Origin of the sequence: Streptomyces nymphaeiformis (genome assembly GCF_014203895.1) — a bacterium.
GTDB lineage: Bacteria > Actinomycetota > Actinomycetes > Streptomycetales > Streptomycetaceae > Streptomyces > Streptomyces nymphaeiformis.
This window is the reverse complement of sequence record NZ_JACHJY010000002.1, coordinates 58,885-81,719: the sequence shown is the minus strand read 5'-3', so window position 1 is coordinate 81,719 and position 22,835 is coordinate 58,885. Positions and strand designations below refer to the sequence as shown.

Here is a 22,835-nt window from a genome sequence, read left to right as displayed (position 1 = left end):
GTTATTGCAAACAGCTCGCAATTAAACAGTATGTAAAGGGGTGTGGACACAGGGGCCCCTTACACGGGTGCCTGAAGGTCCATCAGGTCGGCGATCACGTCCTGGTGCCGGCCCGTCGAACCGAGCGCGATCTGGTCGGACTTGGCCCGCTTCAGGGCCAGGTGCGCCGGGTGCTCCCAGGTCATCCCGATCCCGCCGTGCAGCTGCACGCACTCCTCCGCGGCGCGCACCGCCGTCCTGGAGCAGTACGCCTGGGCGACCGCCACGGTCAGCGGGGCGTCCGGGCTGCCGGTGGCGAGGGCGTCGGCGGCGGCGCGGGCCACCGCCCTGGCCCCGACGAGGTCCAGCCAGAGCTGCGCCATGCGGTGCTTGAGGGCCTGGAAGGAGCCCACGGGCCGGTTGAACTGATGGCGCTCGCGGGTGTACCGGACGGTCTCCTCCAGGCACCACTCCGCGAGGCCGAGCTGCTCGGAGGCGAGCAGTCCGGCCCCCGCGAGCAGCCCGCGCCGGACGGCCGCGCGGGCCGCGTCGCCGTCGGCGAGCCGGGTGCCGCTCCCGGGCTCCGTGGTGACGCGGGCCAGGGGGCGGGTGAGGTCGAGCGGGGTCTGCGGCTCGATCGTCGCCTCTCCGGCCGGTACGGCGTACAGGCCGTCGGCGCGCGGCACGAGCAGGACGTCGGCGACGGCGGCGTCGGCCACGCCCGCGACGGTGGGGCCGGGTCGCGGCTCCGCGTCCGGCGCGGCCGACAGGGGCACCGCGAGGACCGCGACGCGCTCGCCGGAGGCGAGTGCGGCGAGCAGCTCCACCGCCGGGCCGCCCTCCCCCGCGAGGGCGAGCAGCGTCTCCGTGGCGACCACCGCGCCCGTGAGGTACGGCAGCGGCGTCACCGCCCGGCCGAGCTCCTCCAGGACCACGGCGGCCTCGCGGTGGGTCGCGCCCTGGCCGCCGAGGGCCTCGGGCACGAGGAGCCCCGCGGCGCCGATGTCGCCGGCGAGGGACTTCCAGAGGCCGGGGACGTAGGGGCTGTCCGTCTCGATCCGGTCGAGGAGGGTCTGGTGGCCGGCCCGGTCGGCGAGCAGCGCGCGGACGGCCGCCCGCAGGTCGTCCTCGGTCTCGGAGTACAGCAGATCGGTCTGCGCTGTCATCGGGTCAGGTCCTTCCAGGCGACGTCCTTGTCGTTGCGGGGCTCCGAGGGCAGTCCGAGGACCCGCTCGGCGACGATGTTGAGGAGCACCTCGCTGGTCCCGCCCTCGATCGAGTTGCCCTTGGAGCGCAGATACCTGTATCCGGCGTCCCGGCCGGTGAAGTCGACGAGTTCGGGGCGGCGCATCTCCCACTCCCCGTACAACAGGCCCTCGTCGCCGAGCAGTTCGACCTCCAGGCCGCTGATGGCCTGGTTGAGCCGGGCGAAGCCGAGCTTCATGGCGCTGCCCTCGGGGCCGGGCTGTCCGGCGACGAGCTGCTGGCGGAGGCGCTCGCCGGTGAGCCGGGCGACCTCGGCGTCGACCCAGAGGTCGAGGAGGCGGCGGTGCAGGTCGTGGGTGCGCAGCTCGGGGCGCTCGCGCCAGGTCGCGGCGAGCTTCCCGATCATGCCGCCCTCGCGGGGGATGCGGGCGCCGCCGATGGAGACCCGCTCGTTCATGAGGGTGGTCTGGGCGACCCGCCAGCCGTCGCCGACCTCGCCGAGGCGGTGGGCGTCGGGGATGCGGACGCCGGTGAGGAAGACCTCGTTGAACTCGGCCTCGCCGGTGATCTGGCGCAGCGGCCTGACCTCCACGCCGGGGTCGGTCATGTCGCAGACGAAGTAGGTGATGCCCCGGTGCTTGGGCGCCTCCGGGTCGGTGCGGGCGATGAGGATGGCCCAGCGGGCGAGGTGCGCGCTGGAGGTCCACACCTTCTGCCCGTCGATCACCCAGTCCTCGCCGTCCCGTACGGCACGGGTGCCGAGGGCGGCGAGGTCGGAGCCCGCTCCGGGCTCGCTGAAGAGCTGGCACCAGACCTCCTCGCCGACCCAGAGGGGCCGCAGGAAGCGGGACTTGACCTCTTCGGAGCCGTACGCGAGGAGGGTGGGGGCGGCCATGCCGAGACCGATGCCGATCCGGCGCGGGTCGTTGTCGGGGGCGCCCGCGGCGGCGAGTTCGGCGTCGACGACGGCCTGGAGGGCGCGGGGCGCGTCGAGTCCGCCGAGGCCGACCGGGTAGTGCACCCAGGCGAGTCCGGCGTCGAAGCGGGCCTTGAGGAAGTCGGTGCGGTCGGTCGTGGCCGGCGGGTGCTCGGTGAGCAACCGCCTTGTGCGGGTGCGGAGTTCCTCGGCGTCGGTCATGCGTGGGCTCCTTCCGGGAGGACGACCAGCCGGCCGGTGGTGGTGCCGTCGGCGACGCGCTGGACGGCGTCGGCCGCACGGGCGAAGGGGACGCGCTCGCCGATGAGCGGCTTGATGAGCCCCTTGGCGGCGTAGCCGGTCAGGGTCTCGTGGCAGCGGGCGATCGAGGCCGGGTCCTTCGCCGCGTACAGGCCCCAGTGGAGGCCGAGGATCGAGTAGTTCTTCACCAGGGCGTGGTTCAGGGCGGGGGCGGGGACGGTGCCGCTCGCGAAGCCGACGATCACGATCCGGCCCTCGAAGGCGACGCACTTGGCGGACTGCTGGTAGGCCTCGCCGCCGACCGGGTCGTAGATCACGTCCGCGCCACGGCCGCCGGTGGCGGCCTTGACGGCGGCGACGACGTCCTCGGAGCGGCGGTCGATCACCAGGTCGCAGCCGAGGGCGCGGGCGACGGCCGCCTTCTCGGGTCCGCCGACGACGCCGATGACGGTGGCGCCGGCCGCCTTGCCGAGCTGGACGGCGGCGCTGCCGACGCCGCCCGCCGCCGCGTGGACGAGGAGGGTCTCGCCCTCCTTCAGGGCGGCGCGGCGGTGCAGGCCGAACCAGCCGGTCTGGTAGCCGATGTGCAGGGCGGCGGCCTCGGCGTCGTCGAGCGCGTCCGGGGCGGGCAGGAGCCCGGCGGCGTCGGCGAGGGTGTACTCGGCGAAGCCGCCGTGCGGGAGGGCCGCGGTGGTGATGACCCGGCGCCCGTCCTCGGTCTCGGCGCAGACCTCGACGCCGGGGGTGAAGGGCAGCGGGGGCCGCACCTGGTAGTGGCCGCGGCAGAGCAGCGCGTCGGGGAAGTTGACGTTCGCGGCGCGGACGCGGAGGAGGACCTGGCCTTCGCCGGGCGTGGGCGGTTCCACCTCCTCGCGGCGCATCACCGCGCCCGGTTCGCCGTTCTCGTACACACGCCATGCCTGCATCCGGAATGCCTCCTCCGTACCGAGCGGTCGGTGGCATACTAAGCGGTCGCTTGCCCTGGGGGAACGGTTCAGCCGGACTTCTTGGGGCGCGCCCTGACGTGCATGCGCTCCCCCTGCGGCCCGAACAGGCTCAGGAACTCCACCGGCCCCTCGTCCGTCGGCCCGAACCAGTGCGGGACGCGCGTGTCGAACTCGGCGGCCTCGCCGGCGGTCAGGACGACGTCGTGCTCGCCCAGGACGAGCCGGAGCCTCCCGGAGAGCACGTACAGCCATTCGTACCCCTCGTGCACCCGGGGCTCCGGGTTCTCGTACGGCTTCTCCTGGATCACCTTGTACGCCTGGAGCCCGCCGGGCTGCCGGGTCAGCGGGTACATCGTCCGGCCGTGGCGCACGATGGGCTTCGCCCTGACCCGGGGGTCGCCCACCGGCGGGGCGCCGACCAGCTCGTCCAGGGGGACCTGGTGGGCGCGGGCGAGCGGCAGGAGCAGTTCGAGGCTGGGCTTGCGCTGCCCGGACTCCAGCCGGGAGAGGGTGCTCACGGAGATCCCCGTGGCGGCGGAGAGCTCGGCGAGGGTCACCCCCCGGTCACGGCGCACCCGGCGGAGCCGGGGGCCGACCTCGGTCAGCACGGCGTCGATGCGGTCGTCTTCGGTCATGGCGCCAGTCTTGCAGAACCGGCAAGATTTCTTGCGGTCACGGCCGGCTTCGACCGAGTCTCGACGCATGAACGCACAGACGGACCACACGTACGACGCGCTGGTGATCGGCGGTGGCGCGGCCGGGCTCAGCGCGGCACTGATCATGGGCCGCTCGCGGCTGCGCACCCTGGTCGTCGACGCGGGCGAACCCCGCAACGCCCCGGCCGCCCACATGCAGGGGGTCCTCTCCCGGAACGGCATGAGCCCCGCCGACTACCTGGCGACCGGCCGGCGCGAGCTCGCGGCGTACGGCGTGGGCGTACGGGACGGCAGGGTGACCGGCGCGGCACGGGACGGCGACGGCTTCCTGGTGTCCCTGGCGGACGGCACGCGTGTGCGTGCACGGCGCCTGGTGGTGACGACCGGGCTCGTCGACGAGCTGCCGGAGATCGACGGGGTGGCCGAGCGCTGGGGCAGGGACGTGCTGCACTGTCCCTACTGCCACGGCTGGGAGGTCCGCGACCTGCCGTTCGGGGTGATCGCCCACCCGGCGATGCCCGCGCACCAGGCGCTGATGGTCTCGCGCTGGTCCGAGGACGTGACGCTCTTCCTCCACACGGCCGGCGAGCCCTCCGCCCGGGACGCGGCGCTGCTCGACGCGGCCGGGGTCGAGGTCGTGGCCGGGGAGGTCGCCGGGCTCGCCGTCGAGGACGACCGGCTGACCGGCGTACGGCTCGCCGACGGGCGGTTCGTGCCGCGCGCGGTGGTCTTCGTGGGGGCGCGGCGCCTCGCGGCGCGGGACGGGGTGCTGAGGGAATTGGGCGCGGAGCTGCGCGAGACGCCGTTCGGGGAGTTCGTCGCGGTCGACGAGACCGGCCGGACGAGCGTGCCCGGCGTCTGGGCGGCCGGGAACGTGACGGGCCCGCAGGAGCAGGTGGTCGACGCGGTGAGCCGGGGTTACCGGGCGGGCGTGGCGATCAGCAACGAGCTGCTGCTCGTGGATCTGGAGGAGGAGGCGGCCCGTCGGCCGGCCGGATGAAAGAGGGCGATTGGGGCTGCGCCGCGTGGGCTCAAGGGTGAGGATCGGCCATGGTGACCACATTCGGCCACGTACGACATAAGGACGGGACACCTCCATGCTCGGTACGCAGTTCACCAAGGGCTCTCCCAACTGGCTCGACCTCGGCAGCCCCGACACGGAGGCCGCCGCCGCGTTCTACGGCGCCGTCTTCGGCTGGGACTTCCGGTCGGCGGGTCCGGACTCCGGCGGCTACGGCTTCTTCCAGCAGGACGGCGCCACGGTCGCCGCGCTCGGGCCGCTCGACGAGGGCGCGCACAGCGCGTGGACGGTCTACTTCCAGACCCCGGACGCGAGCGCCACCCAGAAAGCCTCGGAGGCCGCGGGCGGCACCACGCGCACGGAGGCCTTCGACGTCATGGACGCGGGCCGCATGGCCAACCTCACCGACCCGGCGGGCGCCGAGTTCGCCGTCTGGCAGCCGGGGACGGTGCAGGGCCTGGAGAAGACCTCCTCCCCCAACACCCTCATCTGGGCCGAACTCCACGTCCCCGACCCGGAGTCCACGCTCGCCTACTACAAGTCCCTGTTCGACTGGCGCTGGGCCGAGATGGACGCCCCCGGCATGACCTACCGCGTCATCTCCACCGCCGAGGGCGACCAGGAGGACGCCTCCTTCGGCGGCACGGCGGAGGCCCAGGAAGGGATGAAGCCGTCCTGGGTCCCGTACTTCGCGGTCGAGGACGCCGACGCGACCTCCCGCTCGGTCCAGGGCAACGGCGGCCAGGTCCTGATGCCCGCCGCCGACATCCCCGACGTCGGCCGCATCGCCTGGCTCGCGGACCCCTTCGGCGCGATCTTCGCGGTCCTGAAGCCCTCGCCGAGGATGTGACCGGCCGGCGCTCGCCTCAGCGGCTGCGGGCGCGCAGCCGCTGGGCGCCGAGCAGCACGGCATCCCAGCCGATCGTCTCGGGCACCGGCCACAGCTCCGCGATCGTCCGGTCCCCGTGGTGGACGAGGAGCAGGCCGCCGTCAGCCGTCGTCAGGCGGACCTCGGACCAGGGATGGCTCCAGAGCCGGTCGGACCCGTCCCACAGCTGGAGGCCCCGGCTGGTCACGCGCAGCTCGAAACGGTGGGCGTCCGTCGGCTTGGACGGCCGTCCGTCCACCAGGGGAGGACGGACGGCGTAAGCGCTCAGCACGGTCTCCCCCCGTTCGAGGGCCACCTCGCGGACGCCGTTCACCCGTCCGATCCGGGCGCCGGACCAGGTGCCGAGGACGCCGCAGGCCAGTACGACCAGACCGCCGAGGCCCCACGCCCACGCGTACCGCCCCAGCAGCTCGACCAGCCCGTACGGGAAGTAGGCGACCGTCGCGGCCACCGGCGCGACCGCTCCCGTGATCCCACCGCCGACCGCGCCCCGGACCGCCCTTCGGCGGATCGACAGCTGCGCCTCGTACGCCATCAGCTCCACCCCCCGTGGTGCCCGCGACCCCGACCGACCCTACCTGCCGAAGAGTTCGAACGTCACCGCCGGGCGGTCGCCGAAGCGGGTGGAGGCTCGGGACGTCGCCGTGGTGAGGAAGTCGCGGACGTAGGCCTCCGGGTCCTCGTCCGTCAGGGCCTCGATGTAGGCGCGGTGGCAGAGGAGGGAGCGGATCGCGCGGTCCAGGCCGGGGGTCGCGTCGGCCGCGTGGGTCGGGGTGCTGGAGGCGGCCACCGCCACCCAGCGGACGCCGTTCCAGGGGGCGAGGCCCTGCTCCTCGGTCAGTTCGGGGAAGATCCAGCGGTTGCCCGCGTCCGCCGCCGCGTCGAGGGTGGCGCGGCCGACGGCCAGGTGGTCGGGGGTGTTCCAGGGGGCGCCGGGGCCCCCGCCCCAGGTGTCGCGGTGGTTGAGGGTGATCACGAGTTCCGGGCGGTGGCGCCGGATCGCGGCCGCGATGTCACGGCGCAGGTCGAGCCCGTACTCGATCACGCCGTCGCGGTGGTCGAGGAACTCGACCGTGTCCACGCCGACGACCGCGGCGCTGTCCCGCTGCTCCTGCTCGCGGAGCGGGCCGCAGACATCGGGGGCGAGGGTGTCGATGCCGGCCTCGCCGCGGGTCGCGAGGACGTACGCGACCTCCTTCCCCTCGTCCGTCCAGGCGGCGATCGCGGCCGCGCAGCCGTACTCCAGGTCGTCGGGGTGGGCGACGACGCACAGCGCGCGCTGCCAGTCGCCGGGCATCTCCAGGAGGTTCTCGTCGTCGATCATGAGCGCAGGATACGGGCGGCGTCCGACGCCGTGGGGCGGAACGCTCCGGCCAGGATGACCGAGCGTGAGATGTGGCGCGGGCGGTCGGGGTTGAGGCCGCGCCGGTCCGCGAGGGCGACCGCGAGCCGCTGGACGCGGACGAGGGCCGCGACCGGGTCGATCGCGTCGGCGGCGAACAGCGCGCCCGTGGAGTCCACCTCGTCGCGGAGGCCGGACGGCTCCGGGCCGATGCAGCAGACCAGGCTCGAACGGTCGCTGATGCTGATCGGGCCGTGGCGGTACTCCATCGCCGCGTACGACTCCGTCCAGGCGCGGGCCACTTCGCGGAGCTTCAGCGCCGCCTCGTCGGCGAGCCCGACGGTCCAGCCGGTGCCGAGGAAGGTGAACTGGCCGCGCCGCTCCCAGGCGGCGGGCAGCTGCTCGTACAGGACGAGTTCGGCGTCGGCGATCGCGGGCCCGAGGTCCACCCCGAGCCCTGCGCGCAGGAGTTGGAGGGCGGTGGTGGCGAACCGGGTCTGGACGACGGAGCGTTCGTCGGCGAAGCCGAGGTCGACGATCCGGTCGGCGAGCCGCCCGGCGGGGCTGTCGGGGACGCCGGTGACGACGAGCGTCGGGACGCGGCCGGCGGCGCGGGCGAGCAGGTCCACGACCTCCGTGGTGATGCCGGAGCGGGTGAGGGCGACGATCCGGTCGTAGCCGCGGCCGAGCGGGGTCGCGTCGGAGGCGGGGAACGCGTCGGTCTCGCCCGCGCCGAGGGACTCCCGCAGGGCCGCGTAGGCGCGGGCGATGAAGTACGAGGTGCCGCAGCCGACGACCGCGACGCGCTCGCCCCGGGCGGGCAGCAGGGCGGCGTCGCGGTCGGCGGTCTCGGCGGCGCGGCGCCAGCAGTCGGGCTGGCCGGCGATCTCCGCGCCGACGTGGGTGCTCGTCATCCGGGTGCTCATGGTCCGGGTCCTCTCCTCACAGGGGCCCTCGCGGGTCCGGACCGAGTTGTATCCGCGTGGGAGCAGAGCACACCATGAGCAATTCGTGCTCATTGCTTGGACTTTTCACACGGCTCCCCGGGCCCGCCCGCCGCAGGAGGCCCGGACCACGAGGCGCGGTCGCAGCTGCACCTGGTGGAGCGGGGCCGCGTCCCCCTCGGCGAGCCGTCGGAGCAGGATCTGCGCGGCGAGGCGGCCGAGCTGGTACTTGGGCGGCGAGACGGCCGTCAGCGGGGTCTCCGCGACATCGGCGAACTCGTTGTCGTAGCTGATCAGGGCCAGGTCCTCGGGCACCCGAACCCCGGCGCGGCGGGCCGCCCCGAGCATCAGGGCGGCCTCCCGGTCGCCGAAGCAGAGCGCGCCGGTGACACCGGCTGCGCGCAGCGCGGCGAGCGCCCGGTCGGCGCGGTCCGTGTCCCAGCGGGCCATCACGTCCCGCTCGTACGCGGGGGCGGCGGGCAGTCCGAGGTCATCGAGCGCGCGGGCGAAGCCGGACTCGATGGGCGCGGTGGTGGGCGCGTCGGTGCGGGCGACGAGCCCGAGCCGCTCGTGGCCGAGGGCCCGCAGATGCCGCACGGCGTCGTAGGCGCCGCCTTCGTGGTCGGTGCACACGTGCTCGGTGGGGTCGCCGGGTCCGTGGGCGGCGAGCCGGCGCTCGACGAGGACGGCGGGGACGGGCAGGGCGAGGAGCTCCTCGGCGCGCCGTCCCGGGTCGGTCGCGGTGTGCAGGCTGGGGACGAGGAGCAGTCCGTGGACCCCGGCGGAGAGGAGCCGTTCGACGGCGGCGTCCTCCTCGTCGGGGTCGTAGTGCGAGCAGGCGAGCACGAGCCGGGCGCCGGCCGCCGCGAGTTCCTTCTCGATGCCCTGGAGGACGCGCGGGTAGTAGAAGGTGGTGTCGGGCACGAGGACGCCGACGATCCGGCGGTCGGCCCGGTCCCGCTCGGGCCGGTGGGCGGAGAAGGTGCCCGCCCCCTGGCGCCGTTCGACGAGCCCCAGGGCCACCAGGTCCTCGTAGGCGCGGCGGACGGTGGTGACGGACAGGCCGGTCTCGGTGGCGAGGGCCCGCTCGGTGGGGAGCTTGCTGCCGGGGGGCCAGGTGCCGTCGAGGATGCCGCGCCGCAGCTCCGCCATGAGGGCCCGGAACTTCAGCTCCCGGCCGGAGGCCGGTGTCTCGTGTGCCGCCATCCGGGCCCCTTCGCGCAGGCCGGGGCGCGTGCCCCGGTGTCATTGCTGATCGATTGCGCGGCGAATCCTATGACCTGTGTCCTCAGATCTCTCCCCGCGCGAGGGAGAGGAGCCGGTCGAGGACGCGCGGTCCGCCGGCCCGCACCCCGTCGTGCTCGAACTCGTCGGTCACCCAGGTCCGCAGGCCGCGTACGGCGCGCGCGGTCTCCAGGGAGTGGGCGGTGTCCACGTACATGTCGTCGTGGTAGACGGCGGCCGCGACCGGGACCTCGTTGGCGGCGAGGCGCTCGCGGTCGTACAGCGGGGTCCAGTCGGTGCGCGCGGCGAGCAGTTCGGCGGTCTCGCGGAGCGGGCGCAGGGCGGGGTCGGTGGTGAAGTGCCAGGGGTGGACGGTCTCGCCGGTGAAGAGCAGCGGCGCGCCCTCGGCGAGGGCCGTGCGGGCGTCGAACTCGGGGTGCTCGGCGCGGACCCGCTCGGCGGCCCAGTCGGTGGGGCCCCGGCCCTGGGCGTAGATGGCCTCGTGGAGTACGGCGTAGAGCGGGTGTCCGGCGTACGAGAGGTGGGCCTGGACCTGTTCGAGGAACGTGTCGGAGAGCGCGGGTCCGCCCGGGGTGGGCACGAAGGCGCCCTCCAGGAGCAGGTGGAGCTGGTGGGTGCCCTCGCCGGAGCCGAGGAGGATGCCGAGGGACTGGAAGGCCTCGACGGTGAGGAGCCCGCCGCCGGGGAGGGTGACCTCGTGGTCGAGGAGGTGGGCGGCGATGGCGCGGGCCCGTTCGGCGTCCTGGGGGTGGCGGGCGAAGTGGGCCTCGTTCTTCCGCAGGACGCGGGGGTAGGCGGCGCGGTAGACCTCGTCGGCGGTGGCGTCCAGGGAGGGCAGGCCGCCGGTGACGAGGACGGTGTCCAGGCCTTCGGGGGCGGTGGAGAGGTAGTGGGTGGCGCAGAAGCCGCCGAAGCTCTGGCCGAGGACGGTCCAGGGGGCGCCGCCGGTGAGCCGGCGCCGGATCAGCTCGCAGTCCTTGACGATGGAGTCGGCGCGGAAGTGGGCCAGGTAGTCCGCCTGCTCGGCCGGGCCGCCGCGCAGCGGCAGGGTCTGGCGGTTGGCCGGGGTGGAGCGGCCGGTGCCGCGCTGGTCGAGGAGGAGGACGCGGAACTCCCGCACGGCGCGGCCGAGCCAGGCCTGCGGGCCGATGAAGCGGCGGGCGCCGAAGCCGGGGCCGCCCTCCAGGTAGACCAGCCAGGGCAGCTCCTCCTGGCCGGAGCGGGCCCTGTCGCTCGCGACGACCTCACGGCCGAAGACCTCGATGCGCTCGCCGTCGGGACGGGCGTGGTCGAGGGGGACGGGGAAGCGGTGGTCGGTGAGGACGAGACCCGGCTGGCGGTAGGTGGTCAACGCTGCTCCTGTTCGTACGCCCCCGCGAGGAGATTGGATCACACGGCGGGGGCGGGGGGCGGCGCGGGACGAGGCCTTTCGTGGTGCCGCGTCAGCCGTTCGAGAGGACCGCGATGACGTTGCCGGCCGGATCGGTGAACCAGGCGATGGCGGGGCCGTGTCCGTCGCGCACGATGCCCTTCTCGTCGGCCTCGAAGCCCTCGTAGCGTTCGAACGTCACTCCGCGCCCCGTCAGCTCGTCGACGGCCCGGTCCACGTCGTCGACCTCGAAGTTGAGGATCGTGAAGGTGGCGGGGGTGTGGTTCTCCTTGGGATAGACGAAGACCCGCGCCCCGCCCGGCAGGGTGAGGTTGAGCATCCGCATCCCCTCGGGGCCGGTGTCCTCCACCCGCAGGCCGAGGACGTCGCCGTAGAAGCGGCGCGCGGCGTCGAGGTCGTCGACCGAGAAGCAGCTGTACGCCGTGGACTCGCCGAACATGACGTGCTCCCTTCCGGGGGCCTGACGCACCAGGCGCCCCTTCCAGGATCCTCCGACTCCGCCGCGCCGTCCGCTCAGGGAGCGATCGGCAGCTGCCGCTTGTGCTCGGTGAGCTCGTAGCGGCGGACGATCGTGGCGTAGGCGGCCTCCGCGACCGGCTTGCCCTCCAGGAAGTCGTCGATGTCGTCGTAGGTGACGCCGAGCGCGTCCTCGTCGGCCTTGCCCGGGTCGAGGGTCTCCAGGTCGGCCGTGGGGGTCTTCCACACCAGCTCGGCCGGGGCGCCCAGCTCGTCGGCGATCGCGCGGACGCGGCGCTTGGTGAGGCCGGTCAGCGGGACGACGTCGGCGGCGCCGTCGCCGAACTTGGTGAAGAAGCCGGAGACGGCCTCGGCGGCGTGGTCGGTGCCGACGACGAGTCCGTCGTGGGCGCCGGCGACCGCGTACTGGGCGATCATCCGCTGCCGGGCCTTGATGTTGCCGTGCACGAAGTCCTGGTGGTGGGCGTCGCGGAAGGTGACGCCGCCGGCGAGGGAGGCCTCCAGGGCCGCGTCACTGGCCGCCTTGACGTCCACGGTGAGGACCCGGTCGGCGCGGATGAAGCCGAGGGCGGTCTGCGCGTCGTGCTCGTCGGCCTGGACGCCGTACGGCAGGCGCATCGCGTAGAAGGTGGCGTCGTGGCCGGCGGCGCGGGCCCGCTCCACGGCGAGCTGGCAGAGCCGGCCGGCGGTCGTGGAGTCGACGCCCCCGCTGATGCCGAGGACGAGGGAGCGCAGCCCGGTGGAGGTGAGCCGCTCGGTGAGGAAGGCCACCCGGCGCTCGATCTCCGCCTTCGGGTCGAAGGTCTCGGCGACCTGGAGGTCCCGGGCGATCTGCAGCTGGAGGGCGGTGGACGCCGGGTCGGTCACGGAGGTCTCCTCGTCAGGGTCGGTCGGCGGTGTACCCGCTGGTACGGGGGTGCACCGGGGTCGACTCTACGCGCCCGCCGACCGGGCTCCGGACGCCTCCGGGGTGCACAGCACCTCGACCCGCTGGACGAGGTTGTTGGCGAAGCCGCCGCGGTTCCAGGGCGGGTCCAGCGGCTGGACGTTCCCGGCGGCGTCGGTGGCCCGGACGGTCAGGTGGCGCAGTCCCGGCGTCGCGGTCCAGGTGGTGCGCCAGGCGGACCAGGCCCAGGGGTGCGCGGGGTCCCGTGCGATCTCGGCGTCGGTCCAGGCCGCGCCGCCGTCCTCGCTGACCTCGACGCGGGTCACCGGGCCGTGCCCGGACCAGGCGCGCCCGGTGAGCGGCACGGCGCCCGGGCGGACGACGCGGGTGCGGGACATGAAGTCGGGGAAGCCCGGGGGCACCATCAGGGCCCGGGGCGCGATGAGCGTGACGGGCTCCCCCGGTTCCTCGGCGTCCCGGCGCAGGCGGTAGGCGACGCTCTGCTGGAAGCCGGTGTACGGGGTGTCGGTGAGCGTGATGTCGTGGAGCCACTTCACGTGCGCCATGCCGTACCAGCCGGGGACGACGAGCCGGAGCGGGCTGCCGTGCTGCGGCGGCAGGGGCGCGCCGTTCATCGCGTACGCGACGAGGACGTCCCGGGCGGGGTCGGCGGCCGTGGCCAGGGGCAGGCTGCGGCGGTAGTCCTGCTCGACGCCGCGCTCGACGCCGTGGTCGGCGCCGGTGAAGACCGCCTCGGCCGCGTCCTCGGCGGTGCCCGCCTCCGCGAGGAGGTCGGCGAGCGGGACGCCGGTCCAGTCGGCGGTCCCGACCGCCTCGACCAGCCAGGGCTGGCTGACCGGGCGGGGGGTGAGCCGGGCGCGGCCGTTCCCGGCGCACTCCAGGGTCACCCGGCGGGTGACGGCGGGCCGGGCGCGGAGCTCCGCCAGGTCCAGGTCGAGCGTCCGCAGGACCCGGCCGCCGACGGTGAGCCGCCAGCCGTCCGCGTCGGTGGCGGGGATGTCGTAGTGGACGAGGACGTAGTGGAGGCCGGGCGGGGTGACGTCGTACCGCAGGGCTTCGAGGGGCAGTCCGTGGTTCCGGGCGGCGAGGGCGAGCTCCTGCGCGGTGACGCCCTCCTCGGGCCCGGCCACGCGCCCCGGTGTGCTGATGTCACCCAGACCGCTCAGGGATCCGTCCATGCCCTCATGGTGCGCCGGGGCGGGGGGCGGGGCATGTCGGGCCGGGGGCGGCAGGGGGCCCAGGGTCTGTCCGGCGGATCAGGGTCGGATGGGCGGCGGCGTCTGGTGCAGGGGGTCTCCCAGGCCCGCCAGGGCCGAGGGGACGCCTCGCAAGGCGCCGGAGCGCCCTGATGGCGGAGCTACTCGGGCGTTTCGGCAACGCCGCGAGGTGCCGTGCCAGACGCCGCGGCCCCGGCCGTGATCCGCCGGACAGGCCCTACTCCTGGCGGCGGCCGCGCAGGGCACGGTCGAGGCCGTCCTGTGGGGGGCCGGTGAGGGCGCGGCCGAAGATCTCCTCGTAGACCGGTTCGCCGATGGTCGCGCGGGCCGTGTCGGCGTACTTCTCGCGGAGCGCCCGCAGGCCGATCAGGCCGCGCCGGGGCTGGCCGGTGGAGCGCCAGTACGCCTCGCCCGTGCCGCTCACGTCAGCCGCGCGCTCGCCGTCGCCGGCGGCCGCGAGGGCGGTCGCGAGGACGTCCAGGCCCAGGGCGACGCCGAGGCTGGCGCCCAGGCTCCTGGTGCCTTCGAGCATGGCGCGGGCGTGTCCGGAGGCGGCCGCCGGGTCGCCCTCCAGGAGGCCGGTGAGGGCGAGCTGGTACTCCAGGGCGGTGCGGGTCCAGTGCTCGTCGAGCTCCTCGCACAGGGCCCGCAGCCGCAGCGCCCGCTCCCGGGCCTCGGCGAGGCGGCCGAGGCCGGTGAGGGCGAAGACCCGGACGAGGTGGCAGCGGAGCCGGGCGGCGGAGTCGGCGGGACCGCCGGGGGCGGCGTCGAGGACGTGGCCCACGACGACGTACGCGGCCATCGGACGGCCGGTGGTCAGGGCGAGGAGCCCGGCGAGGGCGGCGGCGTCGAGGGTGAGGTCGCCGGGCCCCTCGGTCTTCTCGTACGACGAGTGCTCGGCGTGCTCCGTGTGTCTGGCCTCGCGGGCGCAGCGCTCGCTGATCTCCTGCGCGGGGCCGGACTCGCCCTGGAGGACCAGGGTGACGCCGAGGGCCCACAGCGCGCGGGCCCGGGTGCGGCCGCGGGCCTCGCTGAGGAGGAGGGCCTGTTCGAGGCCGTCGCGGGCCTCGCGGAGGCGGCCTCGGCAGGACCAGGCGAAGGCGACGGAGCCGACGAGGTCGAGGGCGGCGTCGGGGTCGGTGCGCAGCAGCCGGTCCAGGGCGGTGCGCAGGTCGGTGTGGTGCGCGTCGACGGTGCGGTACCAGTGGAGCTGGCGGGCGCCGTGCCATTCGGTCTCGGCGCGGCGGGCCAAGGCCCGGAAGTGGGCGGCGTGCCGGTCGGCGACCGCCGCGGTCTCGCCGGTCCGTTCCAGCCAGGTCGCCCCGTACGCGCGGATCGTGTCGAGCATGCGGTGCCGGCCGGCGGTGTCGGGCGGGCGGACGACGGAGGAGCGGACGAGCCCGTCGAGCGCGCCGGGCAAAGTGGCGCGGTCCAGGGGTCCGCCGGCGCAGACGGCGGTCGCGGAGGCGAGGTCGAAGGGCCCGCGGAAGACGGAGAGCCGGGCCCAGAGGAGGCGTTCGAGAGGGGTGCCGAGCTCGTGGCTCCAGCCGATGGCGGCGCCCAGGGTCTGGTGGCGGCTGGGCCAGACCCGCTCGGTGTGGGCCAGCAGGTCGAAGCGGGCTCCCGGCGGGCTGTCGAGGCGGGTGCCGAGCTGGTCGCGGACGGCTTCGGCGCCCTGGAGGCGGATCTGCGCGGCGGCGAGTTCCAGGGCGAGCGGGATGCCCTCCAGGCGTACGCAGATCTCGCCGGCGGGCCCGGCGGCGGGGAAGTCCTCCCCGGCGGCCCGGCGGAGCAGCTCCAGGGCGTCGCGTCCGGCGGGCGGCAGCGGGTCGAGGGCGACGACCCGCTCCCCCGGGACGCCGAGGGGGCGGCGGCTGGTGGCGAGGACGGTGAGTCCGGGGGCGGCGGCGAGGAGTTCGGTGACGAGCCGGGCGCAGGATTCGGCGAGGTGCTCGCAGGAGTCGAGGACGAGGAGCAGCCGGTCGTCGGCGAGCCGGTGGCAGAGTCCGGTGGTGGCCATGCCGGGGGTGTGGTCGGCGAGGTCGACGGAGTCGGCGACGAGGGCGACGAGGAGCCGGTCGCCGTCGAGCTGGCCGAGGTCGGTCCACCAGGCGCCGTCCGGGTGGGCGTCGGCGGCGAGGTGCGCGGCGCGCAGCGCGAGCCGGGTCTTCCCCACGCCCCCGACGCCGGTCACGGTGACGAGGCGGTGCTCCGCCAACGCGGCGGATATGCGCTCCAGTTCCGTGCGGCGTCCCACGAAACCGGGGTTCTCGTCCGGCAGATGTCCACGCACGGGAGCAGTCTCCCTCATGCCGGCCTCGAACGGACCTGCGGAGCCGGTTCGTTACGGTGCCGATCTCCGCTCCGGACCCGGCGGACGCCGCCCGTCACGCTGCCGATCTCCGCTCCAGACCCGGCGGGTGCCGCCCGCCACGCTGCCGTCCTCCGCTCCGGACCCGGCGGAACGGACTCGCCGGGCCGCCCCTCTCCGTTTCCGGAGCGGGAAATTCGTTTGACCCTGCCACAGGGCGCGGCTGCACTGTGCGGGGCGTCACGAACGGTGGTGCCGGTGTTCCGGAGAGGCGGCAGTACCGATGGAGATTCGTCCCACGACCGAGCAGGACCGCGGTCTCTTCGTCGACACGATGCACACCGCCTTCGGGCTCTTCCCGGACACGCCGGCCGAGGACGGCGGCGGGGTCTGGTGGTCGGCGCTCGAGATGGACCGCGGCCTGTTCGCCCTGGCGGACGACGGGCGGCCCGTCGGCACGACCGCTTCGTACTCCTTCGAGCTCACGCTGCCCGGTGAGGTCCTCGTCCCGGTCGGCGGGGTGACCGCCGTCGGCGTGCTGCCCTCGCACCGGCGCCGGGGCGTGCTGAGCGCGATGATGCGGCGGCAGCTCACCGAGCTGCGGGCCCGGGGGGACTTCCTCTCCGTGCTGCTCGCCTCCGAGGCCACGATCTACGGCAGGTTCGGCTACGGCCCGGCGACGTACACGCAGCGGCTGACGGTACCGCGCCGGCGGGCCGCGCTCGCCCTCCCCCGGGCGCTCGGGACCACGGGCGCGACGGACGCGACGGACACGGCCGACGCGGGCTCGGTCGAGGTGCTGCGCCGTGCCGACTGCGCCGAGGTCCTCGAAGAGGTCTACGACCGGTACCGCCGCGCGCAGCCCGGCGCGCTGTCCCGGCCGCACCGCTGGTGGGGTCTGCGGGCGGGGCAGCCCCCGATCGCTCCGGCAGCGCGGTACGTGGCGGTCCACCGGGACGCCGACGGGATCCCGGACGGGTACGCCAGTTACACGGTCGGCGACGACCGCACCCTGACCGTGGACGAGACGATCGCCGGCGACGACGCCGTGTTCACGGCCCTGGCCCGGTTCGTGCTCGAACACGACCTGGTCGAGAAGGTCGTGTTCAAGCACGTCCCGCCCGGGCACCCGCTGCGCTGGCAGCTCGCGGACTTCCGCGCCGGCGAGGTGGTCAACCCCACCGACTGGCTCTGGGTGCGGCTGCTCGACGTGCCGGGCGCGCTGACCGCGCGCGGCTGGTCCGCGGACGGCGAGCTCGTCCTCGATGTCGACGACCCGTTCCTCGGGGGGCGCGGCCGGTACCTGCTGACCGTCCGGGGCGGCAAGGCCGAGTGCGTCCCGACGGACCGGGAGCCCGATCTGTCCCTGGACGTGCGGGACCTGGGCTCGGTCTACCTCGGCGGCACCGCCCCGAGCACCCTCGTGCGCGCCGGGCACGTCCGGGCCCACCGGCCGGGCGCGGCCGCGCTCGCCGACGCCCTGTTCCGCGGGGAGCGCGCCCCGCACTGTCTGCACTGGTTCTGAGGGTCCACCGGCCGGGGGTCACGCCCTTCCGACGGTGACGTCGATCGAGTGCCAGCCCTGTGCTCCGTCGGGCATGGTGTCGGTGCGCCGTTCCGGCTGGGTGGTGCCGGTGCCGTCGGTGGCGCGGACGGTGAGGGTGTGGCGGCCGGGGGTGGCGGCCCAGGGGTGGACCCACTGGCGCCAGGTGTCGACGCCGTCCTGCGCCGCGAGGCGGGCGTCCTGCCAGGGGCCGTCGTCCACCCGTACCTCGACCCGGCGGATGCCCCGGTGCTGGGCCCAGGCGACCCCGGCGACCATGACGGTGCCGGCGGCGGGGTGGGCGCCGTCGCGCGGGGTGTCGATGCGGGACTGCGTCTTGACGGGGGCCTGCGCCGCCCAGCCGCGCGGGACCCAGTAGGCGTCGTACGCGGCGAAGGTGGTGAGTTCGATCGACGCGATCCACTTGCAGGCGGAGACGTAGCCGTAGAGGCCGGGGACGATCATGCGCACGGGGAAGCCGTGGGTGAAGGGCAGGGGTTCGCCGTTCATCCCGAAGGCGAGGAGGGCGTCGCGGCCGTCCATGACGGCTTCGACGGGCGTGCCGATGGTCATGCCGTCGACGGAGCGGGCGACCAGCTGGTCGGCGGGACCGCCCTCGGAGGGCGGGCGGACGCCGGCCTCGCGGAGCAGGGGGGCGAGGGGGACGCCGAGCCAGCGGGCGTTGCCGACGAGTGGACCGCCGACCTCGTTGGAGACGCAGCACAGGGTGATGTCCCGCTCGACCGTCGGCCGGGCCATGAGCTGCCGCAGGGTGAGGGTGCGTTCCTCGCGGACGCCGCTGCCGTGGATGCGCAGCCGCCAGCGGTCGGCGTCGACCTTGGGGACGATGAGCGCGGTGTCGACGCGGTAGAAGTCGCGGTTCGGGGTGATGAAGGGGCCGAGGCCGGGGACGTCGAGCCGGGCTCCGGCGGGCACGCCCGGTGCGGGGGAATCGGGTCGGGGCAGGACGAGGGCCGCGCGGGAGGCGGCGGCGTTCTCCTGTACGGGGGTGCCGACGGCGCGGCCGATCGCGGCGGCGCCCGTCGCGGCGAGGCCGGTGGAGGCGGCGACGATCAGGAATCCGCGCCGGTCGGCCCGCGCGGTCCCGGGCCAGGGGGTGAGGAGCCGGCCGATCAGGGCGTACAGGAGGAGCGCCCCGGCCGCGGCTCCGACGAGCGAGGGGACGGCGTCCGTGACGGACCCGGAGTCGGGGCGGGTGACGGCGGCGACGGCCCCGAAGACGCCGAAGGCCCCGACGGCTGCCGCGCCGAGCAGGCGGTGGCGCAGCGCGAGCAGCCCGACCCCGAGGGCGAGGAGGGCGAGCAGGAGCAGGATGCCGAGCTGGAGGACGGTCTTGTCGTTCTCGCCGAAGGCGCGGATCGCCCACTCCTTGACGGGCGCCGGGGTGCTGTCGACGACGGCGCCGCCGACGGCGGGGACGGGGCTCGCCTCGGGGCGCACCCAGTGGGCGACGAGGTCCGCGACGGCCAGGGAGACGTACGCCGAGACGAGGCCGCCGAGCGCGGCGAGGAGACGGTCGGTGCGGGTGGGTCGTTCGCGGCGCGGTTCGTCGTGGGGCTCGGGCGCGGGCCTGGTGGCGTTCATGCACGCTATTTCGGCACACGCGGACGGCCCGGACGGGCCGCATCACCCGGATGGGCCTCGGCGCGTGTCCGGGTGCTCGCCCGGTGCCGCCAGTTCCTCCACGGCCTCGACGCCGACGACCGCCCCGGTGGTTTTCTTGCCGCGCCGCAGCCGGCGTTCGAGCCGGGAGGCGAAGGTGGTGAGCGCGAAGTTGAGGGCGATGAAGATCACGGCGACGACGGTGAAGCAGGCGATCGTGTTGGCGCCGTAGTTGGCGCTCATCGGGCGGACGGAGGCGAGGAGTTCGGAGAAGCCGAGCATCGCGCCGCCGAGGGCGGTGTCCTTGACGATGACGACGAGCTGGCTGACGAGGGCGGGCAGCATGGCGGTGACGGCCTGCGGCAGGAGGACGTGGGTCATGATCTGGCCCTTGCGCATGCCGATGGCCTTGGCCGCGTCGGTCTGGCCGGTGGGGAGGGCGAGGATGCCGGCGCGGACGACCTCGGCGAGCACGGAGGCGTTGTAGAGGACGAGGCCGGTGACGACGGCGTACAGGGGGCGGTTGTCCGGGCTGATGTCGGTGAACTCGGAGTAGGCGGCGTCCGCGAAGAGCATGAGGATCAGGACGGGGATGGCCCGGAAGAACTCGACGACGGAGCCGGCGACGGAGCGGACGACAATGTGGTCGGAGAGCCGGAGGATGCCGAGGAACGCGCCGAGGGGCAGCGCGATGACCATGGAGAGCGCCGCGGCGATGACGGTGTTCTTGAGGGCGGGCAGGATGTACGTCTCCCAGACGCGGGCGTCGGTGAAGAAGGGCGCCCACTTGGCCCATGCGAGCTGGTTCTTGTCGGCGAGGCTCGCGGCGACCCACCACACGACGGCGGCGAGCCCGATCAGGAACAGCACGCTCCAGAGGACGTTGCGCCGCCGGGCGCGCGGGCCGGGGACGTCGTAGAGGACGGTGGGCTTGTCCTTCACCGCTTCACCGCCACCTTCTTGGCCACCCAGCCGAGGAGGAGCCCGGTGGGCAGGGTGAGGCAGAGGAAGCCGACGGCGAAGATCGCGGAGATGAGGAGGAGCTGGGCCTCGTTCTCGATCATCTCGCGCATCAGCAGGGCCGCTTCGGCGACGCCGATGGTGGCGGCGACGGTGGTGTTCTTGGTGAGGGCGATGAGGACGTTGGCGAGCGGTGCGACGACGGAGCGGAAGGCCTGCGGGAGCACGATCAGGCGCAGCACCTGGGGGAAGCTGAGGCCGATGGCGCGGGCGGCCTCGACCTGTCCGAGGGGGACGGTGTTGATGCCGGAGCGCAGGGCCTCGCAGACGAAGGCGCTGGTGTAGGCGGTGAGGCCGAGGACGGCGAGGCGGAAGTTGATGGTGGTGAACCGTTCGGCGCCGAGGCTGACCCCGAGGGTCTGGAAGAGGCCGAGCGAGGTGAAGACGATGATGACGGTGAGGGGGATGTTGCGGACGATGTTGACGTAGGCGGTGCCGAAGCCCCGCATGAGGGGGACGGGGCTGACGCGCATCGCGGCCAGCAGCGTCCCCCAGACGAGGGAGCCGATCGCGGAGTAGACGGTGAGCTGCACCGTCACCCAGAAGGCTCCGAGCAGGTCGTACCCCTGGAGGAAGTCGAACACGGCGGCCGGCTCACTGGACGATGACGCCGATCTTCGGGGCGGGTTCGTTCTGGTAGCCGGACGGGCCCAGGTTCTTGTCGACTGCGGCCTGCCACGAGCCGTCGGCGACCATCTTCTCCAGGGCCGTGTTGATCTTGGCCTTGAGGTCGCTGCCCTTCTGGACGCCGATGCCGTAGTTCTCGTTGCTCATCTTGAAGCCGCCGAGCTTGAACTTGCCCTTGAACTCGGGCTGCGCGGCGTACCCGGCGAGGATCGCGTCGTCGGTGGTGACGGCGTCGATGACCCCGTTCTCCAGGCCGGTCAGGCACTCGGAGTAGCCGCCGTACTGCTGGAGCTGGGCGTTGGGGGCGATCTTGTCCTTGACGTTCTGCGCAGAGGTCGAGCCGGTGACCGAGCAGAGCTTCTTGTTGTTGAGGTCGGACGGCTTCTTGATCGAGTCGTCGTCCGCCCGGATCAGGACGTCCTGGTGGGCGAGCAGGTACGGACCCGCGAAGTCGACCTTCTCGGCGCGCTTGGGGGTGATCGAGTACGAGGCCGCGATGAAGTCCACGTCACCGCGCTGGAGCAGGGTCTCGCGGTCGGCGCTCTTGGCCTCCTTCCACTCGATGTCCTTCGGGTCGTGCCCCAGCTGCTTGGCGACGTAGGTCGCCACGTCGACGTCGAAGCCGGTGTACTTCCCGTCGGGGGTCTTCAGGCCGATGCCGGGCTGGTCGAACTTGATGCCGACGACGATCTTGCCGTTGTCGCCGCTGTCCCGCGGCGCGCCGGCCGCGGCGTTCGCGAGTCCGGTCGAGGTGACGGAGAGGACGACGGCCGCGGCGGCGGCCACGACGGCCCTGCTGGTCCTGAGCGGGTTCATGAGGATCACCCCTGGGGCTGGGCTGGCAGGTCAGTGGTGGAGGATCTTGGAGAGGAAGTCCTTGGCGCGGTCGCTGCGCGGGTTGTGGAAGAACTCGTCCGGGGTCGTCTCCTCGACGATCCGTCCGTCGGCCATGAAGACCACGCGGTTGGCGGCGGAGCGGGCGAAGCCCATCTCGTGGGTGACGACGACCATCGTCATCCCGTCCCGCGCCAGTTGACGCATGACCTCCAGGACCTCGTTGATCATCTCCGGGTCGAGTGCGGACGTCGGCTCGTCGAAGAGCATCACCTTCGGATCCATGGCGAGGGCGCGGGCGATCGCCACGCGCTGCTGCTGGCCCCCGGAGAGCTGCGCCGGGTACTTGTCCGCCTGCGAGGCGACACCGACCCGGTCGAGGAGGGAGCGGGCCCGCTCCTCGGCCTTCTTCCGCTCCTTCTTGCGGACCTTGATCTGCCCGAGGGTCACGTTGTCGAGCACGGTCTTGTGCGCGAAGAGGTTGAAGGACTGGAAGACCATGCCCACGTCGGCCCGCAGGGCCGCCAGTTCGCGTCCTTCGGCGGGCAGCGGCCGCCCGTCGACGACGATCTCGCCCGCGTCGATGGTCTCCAGGCGGTTGATCGCCCGGCACAGCGTCGACTTCCCCGAGCCGGACGGCCCGATGACGACGACGACCTCGCCGCGGTGGATCGTGAGGTCGATGGACTGGAGGACGTGGAGGGTGCCGAAGTGCTTGTCGACCCCGCGCAGTACGACGAGCGCGTCGCCTCCGTCCGGGACGGGCATGGCACCCTCCTGGGTCACGCCCCCCGCTTGCCGCTCCCTCCTCACGTTCATGCTCCGCCTTCCACCCGCCCGGCGCACTCCGGACGACGGGCGTACGGAGGGTGAGGAAGCCGGTACGCAGCGGGGTGCCGGCCCCGGGCGTGCCCCGCCCGGCGGACCGGACCCTGCGCGCTGCGACGGGCGGGCCCACACTGGGGGTGGGAGCCGAGTGCGCGAGGAGGGTCCGCCATGAGCATCGCCGCACCCAAGGTCAGCACGTTGCCGCCGGAGCACCGGGAGCGGCTGATGGCCTTCGCCGAGGACGTGTACTTCGATTCCGGCCACCGCCTCTTCGAGGAGCAGCAGCACGCCGACCGGTTCTGGATCGTGAAGACCGGCGCGGTGACCCTCGACGCGAAGGTCCCGGGCCGGGGGCAGCCCGTGATCGAGACCCTGCACCACGGCGAGCTGGTCGGTCTGTCGTGGCTGTTCCCGCCGTACCTGTGCCAGTCGGGGGCGGAGGCGATGACGCCGGTCCGGGCGTACGAGTTCGATGCGCCGGCCGTGCGGTCGATGTGCCACTCGGACCCGGAGTTCGGCGCCTCGGTGATCTTCTGGGTGGGTTCGATCCTCGCCCACCGCCTGCATGTGACCCGGGTGCGTCTGCTCGACCTGTACGCCCCGCACGGGAGCGGTGTGCTGGCCTGACCCGCGACCCGGGGCGGGTCGCGGG

General features: G+C 74.0%; 22 protein-coding genes. 4 read left to right on the top strand and 18 right to left on the bottom strand.

The window, feature by feature from the left end; genetic code table 11:
* Nucleotides 1-59: 59 nt before the first annotated feature.
* The 4 genes from GGE06_RS06400 to GGE06_RS06385 form a co-directional block, all read right to left on the bottom strand.
* Complete coding sequence (locus GGE06_RS06400; protein WP_116157463.1) at nt 60-1,145, bottom strand: acyl-CoA dehydrogenase family protein; 1,086 nt, start codon at nt 1,143-1,145, stop codon at nt 60-62.
* On the bottom strand, nt 1,142-2,323 hold the full coding sequence (locus tag GGE06_RS06395) for an acyl-CoA dehydrogenase family protein (RefSeq protein ID WP_116157464.1): 1,182 nt from the start codon (nt 2,321-2,323) through the stop codon (nt 1,142-1,144). The genes GGE06_RS06400 and GGE06_RS06395 overlap by 4 nt, the downstream gene beginning before the upstream one ends.
* Nucleotides 2,320-3,288 (bottom strand): NADPH:quinone oxidoreductase family protein, encoded by a 969-nt coding sequence (locus GGE06_RS06390; RefSeq protein WP_116157465.1) that lies wholly within the window; start codon nt 3,286-3,288, stop codon nt 2,320-2,322. The genes GGE06_RS06395 and GGE06_RS06390 overlap by 4 nt, the downstream gene beginning before the upstream one ends.
* Before the next feature lie 68 nt (nt 3,289-3,356).
* Nucleotides 3,357-3,944, bottom strand: a complete 588-nt coding sequence (locus GGE06_RS06385; protein ID WP_184930216.1) for a helix-turn-helix domain-containing protein — start codon at nt 3,942-3,944, stop codon at nt 3,357-3,359.
* 67 nt (nt 3,945-4,011) lie between these two features.
* On the opposite strand from GGE06_RS06385, the gene GGE06_RS06380 reads away from it, so the two are divergent.
* Nucleotides 4,012-4,965, top strand: coding sequence for an NAD(P)/FAD-dependent oxidoreductase (locus tag GGE06_RS06380; RefSeq protein ID WP_184930215.1), 954 nt, complete (start codon nt 4,012-4,014; stop codon nt 4,963-4,965).
* Nucleotides 4,966-5,062: 97 nt separating this feature from the next.
* Nucleotides 5,063-5,836, top strand: a complete 774-nt coding sequence (locus tag GGE06_RS06375; RefSeq protein ID WP_116157468.1) for a VOC family protein — start codon at nt 5,063-5,065, stop codon at nt 5,834-5,836.
* Nucleotides 5,837-5,852: 16 nt separating this feature from the next.
* Here GGE06_RS06375 and GGE06_RS06370 read toward each other — a convergent pair whose 3' ends face one another.
* From GGE06_RS06370 to GGE06_RS06330, 9 genes are all read right to left on the bottom strand, one after another.
* Entirely contained in the window at nt 5,853-6,410 is a 558-nt protein-coding gene (locus tag GGE06_RS06370) for a hypothetical protein (RefSeq protein ID WP_147321045.1), read from the bottom strand.
* Nucleotides 6,411-6,449: 39 nt separating this feature from the next.
* Nucleotides 6,450-7,199: a PIG-L deacetylase family protein gene (locus tag GGE06_RS06365; RefSeq protein ID WP_246532360.1), complete on the bottom strand. Its 750-nt coding sequence runs from the start codon at nt 7,197-7,199 to the stop codon at nt 6,450-6,452.
* Complete coding sequence (locus GGE06_RS06360; protein ID WP_246532359.1) at nt 7,196-8,143, bottom strand: SIS domain-containing protein; 948 nt, start codon at nt 8,141-8,143, stop codon at nt 7,196-7,198. Before GGE06_RS06360 ends, GGE06_RS06365 begins: the two co-directional genes overlap by 4 nt.
* A gap of 105 nt (nt 8,144-8,248) precedes the next feature.
* A complete protein-coding gene (locus GGE06_RS06355) occupies nt 8,249-9,367 on the bottom strand; it encodes a GntR family transcriptional regulator (protein ID WP_116157471.1) in 1,119 nt (372 codons plus the stop codon).
* An 82-nt stretch (nt 9,368-9,449) separates the two neighbouring features.
* Nucleotides 9,450-10,757: an alpha/beta fold hydrolase gene (locus tag GGE06_RS06350; protein ID WP_116157472.1), complete on the bottom strand. Its 1,308-nt coding sequence runs from the start codon at nt 10,755-10,757 to the stop codon at nt 9,450-9,452.
* Between the two features lie 91 nt (nt 10,758-10,848).
* Complete coding sequence (locus tag GGE06_RS06345; protein ID WP_116157473.1) at nt 10,849-11,235, bottom strand: VOC family protein; 387 nt, start codon at nt 11,233-11,235, stop codon at nt 10,849-10,851.
* A 74-nt stretch (nt 11,236-11,309) separates the two neighbouring features.
* Nucleotides 11,310-12,140, bottom strand: coding sequence for an NAD(+) synthase (nadE, locus tag GGE06_RS06340; protein ID WP_116157474.1), 831 nt, complete (start codon nt 12,138-12,140; stop codon nt 11,310-11,312).
* Between the two features lie 66 nt (nt 12,141-12,206).
* Entirely contained in the window at nt 12,207-13,358 is a 1,152-nt protein-coding gene (locus GGE06_RS06335; protein ID WP_184930214.1) for a sulfite oxidase, read from the bottom strand.
* Nucleotides 13,359-13,614: 256 nt separating this feature from the next.
* On the bottom strand, nt 13,615-15,690 hold the full coding sequence (locus GGE06_RS06330) for an ATP-binding protein (protein WP_312883039.1): 2,076 nt from the start codon (nt 15,688-15,690) through the stop codon (nt 13,615-13,617).
* A 301-nt stretch (nt 15,691-15,991) separates the two neighbouring features.
* On the opposite strand from GGE06_RS06330, the gene GGE06_RS06325 reads away from it, so the two are divergent.
* On the top strand, nt 15,992-17,233 hold the full coding sequence (locus GGE06_RS06325) for a GNAT family N-acetyltransferase (protein WP_116157477.1): 1,242 nt from the start codon (nt 15,992-15,994) through the stop codon (nt 17,231-17,233).
* An 18-nt stretch (nt 17,234-17,251) separates the two neighbouring features.
* Here the strand turns inward: GGE06_RS06325 and GGE06_RS06320 are convergent, their stop codons facing one another.
* Genes GGE06_RS06320 through GGE06_RS06300 form a run of 5 tightly spaced genes read right to left on the bottom strand, consistent with a single transcriptional unit; the run spans nt 17,252 to nt 22,123 of the window.
* Nucleotides 17,252-18,856, bottom strand: a complete 1,605-nt coding sequence (locus tag GGE06_RS06320) for a molybdopterin-dependent oxidoreductase (RefSeq protein WP_184930212.1) — start codon at nt 18,854-18,856, stop codon at nt 17,252-17,254.
* A 42-nt stretch (nt 18,857-18,898) separates the two neighbouring features.
* On the bottom strand, nt 18,899-19,816 hold the full coding sequence (locus GGE06_RS06315; protein ID WP_184930211.1) for an amino acid ABC transporter permease: 918 nt from the start codon (nt 19,814-19,816) through the stop codon (nt 18,899-18,901).
* On the bottom strand, nt 19,813-20,478 hold the full coding sequence (locus GGE06_RS06310; RefSeq protein WP_116157480.1) for an amino acid ABC transporter permease: 666 nt from the start codon (nt 20,476-20,478) through the stop codon (nt 19,813-19,815). Before GGE06_RS06310 ends, GGE06_RS06315 begins: the two co-directional genes overlap by 4 nt.
* Before the next feature lie 10 nt (nt 20,479-20,488).
* On the bottom strand, nt 20,489-21,337 hold the full coding sequence (locus GGE06_RS06305) for a glutamate ABC transporter substrate-binding protein (RefSeq protein ID WP_116165181.1): 849 nt from the start codon (nt 21,335-21,337) through the stop codon (nt 20,489-20,491).
* Between the two features lie 30 nt (nt 21,338-21,367).
* Nucleotides 21,368-22,123, bottom strand: a complete 756-nt coding sequence (locus GGE06_RS06300) for an amino acid ABC transporter ATP-binding protein (RefSeq protein ID WP_116157481.1) — start codon at nt 22,121-22,123, stop codon at nt 21,368-21,370.
* 228 nt (nt 22,124-22,351) lie between these two features.
* Here GGE06_RS06300 and GGE06_RS06295 point away from each other — a divergent pair, with 228 nt between their 5' ends.
* The gene (locus GGE06_RS06295; protein WP_116157482.1) at nt 22,352-22,810 is read left to right on the top strand and encodes a Crp/Fnr family transcriptional regulator; all 459 of its coding nucleotides are present in this window, start codon (nt 22,352-22,354) and stop codon (nt 22,808-22,810) included.
* Nucleotides 22,811-22,835: the final 25 nt, after the last annotated feature.

Coding starts and splice junctions, on each gene's coding strand:
- GGE06_RS06395 (WP_116157464.1), bottom strand. CDS start 2,323: ATGACCGACGCCGAGGAACTCCGCACCCGCACAAGGCGGTTGCTCACC.
- GGE06_RS06355 (WP_116157471.1), bottom strand. CDS start 9,367: ATGGCGGCACACGAGACACCGGCCTCCGGCCGGGAGCTGAAGTTCCGG.
- GGE06_RS06335 (WP_184930214.1), bottom strand. CDS start 13,358: ATGGACGGATCCCTGAGCGGTCTGGGTGACATCAGCACACCGGGGCGC.
- GGE06_RS06380 (WP_184930215.1), top strand. CDS start 4,012: ATGAACGCACAGACGGACCACACGTACGACGCGCTGGTGATCGGCGGT.
- GGE06_RS06345 (WP_116157473.1), bottom strand. CDS start 11,235: ATGTTCGGCGAGTCCACGGCGTACAGCTGCTTCTCGGTCGACGACCTC.
- GGE06_RS06295 (WP_116157482.1), top strand. CDS start 22,352: ATGAGCATCGCCGCACCCAAGGTCAGCACGTTGCCGCCGGAGCACCGG.
- GGE06_RS06360 (WP_246532359.1), bottom strand. CDS start 8,143: ATGAGCACCCGGATGACGAGCACCCACGTCGGCGCGGAGATCGCCGGC.
- GGE06_RS06390 (WP_116157465.1), bottom strand. CDS start 3,288: ATGCAGGCATGGCGTGTGTACGAGAACGGCGAACCGGGCGCGGTGATG.
- GGE06_RS06320 (WP_184930212.1), bottom strand. CDS start 18,856: ATGAACGCCACCAGGCCCGCGCCCGAGCCCCACGACGAACCGCGCCGC.
- GGE06_RS06385 (WP_184930216.1), bottom strand. CDS start 3,944: ATGACCGAAGACGACCGCATCGACGCCGTGCTGACCGAGGTCGGCCCC.
- GGE06_RS06370 (WP_147321045.1), bottom strand. CDS start 6,410: ATGGCGTACGAGGCGCAGCTGTCGATCCGCCGAAGGGCGGTCCGGGGC.
- GGE06_RS06305 (WP_116165181.1), bottom strand. CDS start 21,337: ATGAACCCGCTCAGGACCAGCAGGGCCGTCGTGGCCGCCGCCGCGGCC.
- GGE06_RS06400 (WP_116157463.1), bottom strand. CDS start 1,145: ATGACAGCGCAGACCGATCTGCTGTACTCCGAGACCGAGGACGACCTG.
- GGE06_RS06300 (WP_116157481.1), bottom strand. CDS start 22,123: ATGCCCGTCCCGGACGGAGGCGACGCGCTCGTCGTACTGCGCGGGGTC.
- GGE06_RS06375 (WP_116157468.1), top strand. CDS start 5,063: ATGCTCGGTACGCAGTTCACCAAGGGCTCTCCCAACTGGCTCGACCTC.
- GGE06_RS06325 (WP_116157477.1), top strand. CDS start 15,992: ATGGAGATTCGTCCCACGACCGAGCAGGACCGCGGTCTCTTCGTCGAC.
- GGE06_RS06365 (WP_246532360.1), bottom strand. CDS start 7,199: ATGATCGACGACGAGAACCTCCTGGAGATGCCCGGCGACTGGCAGCGC.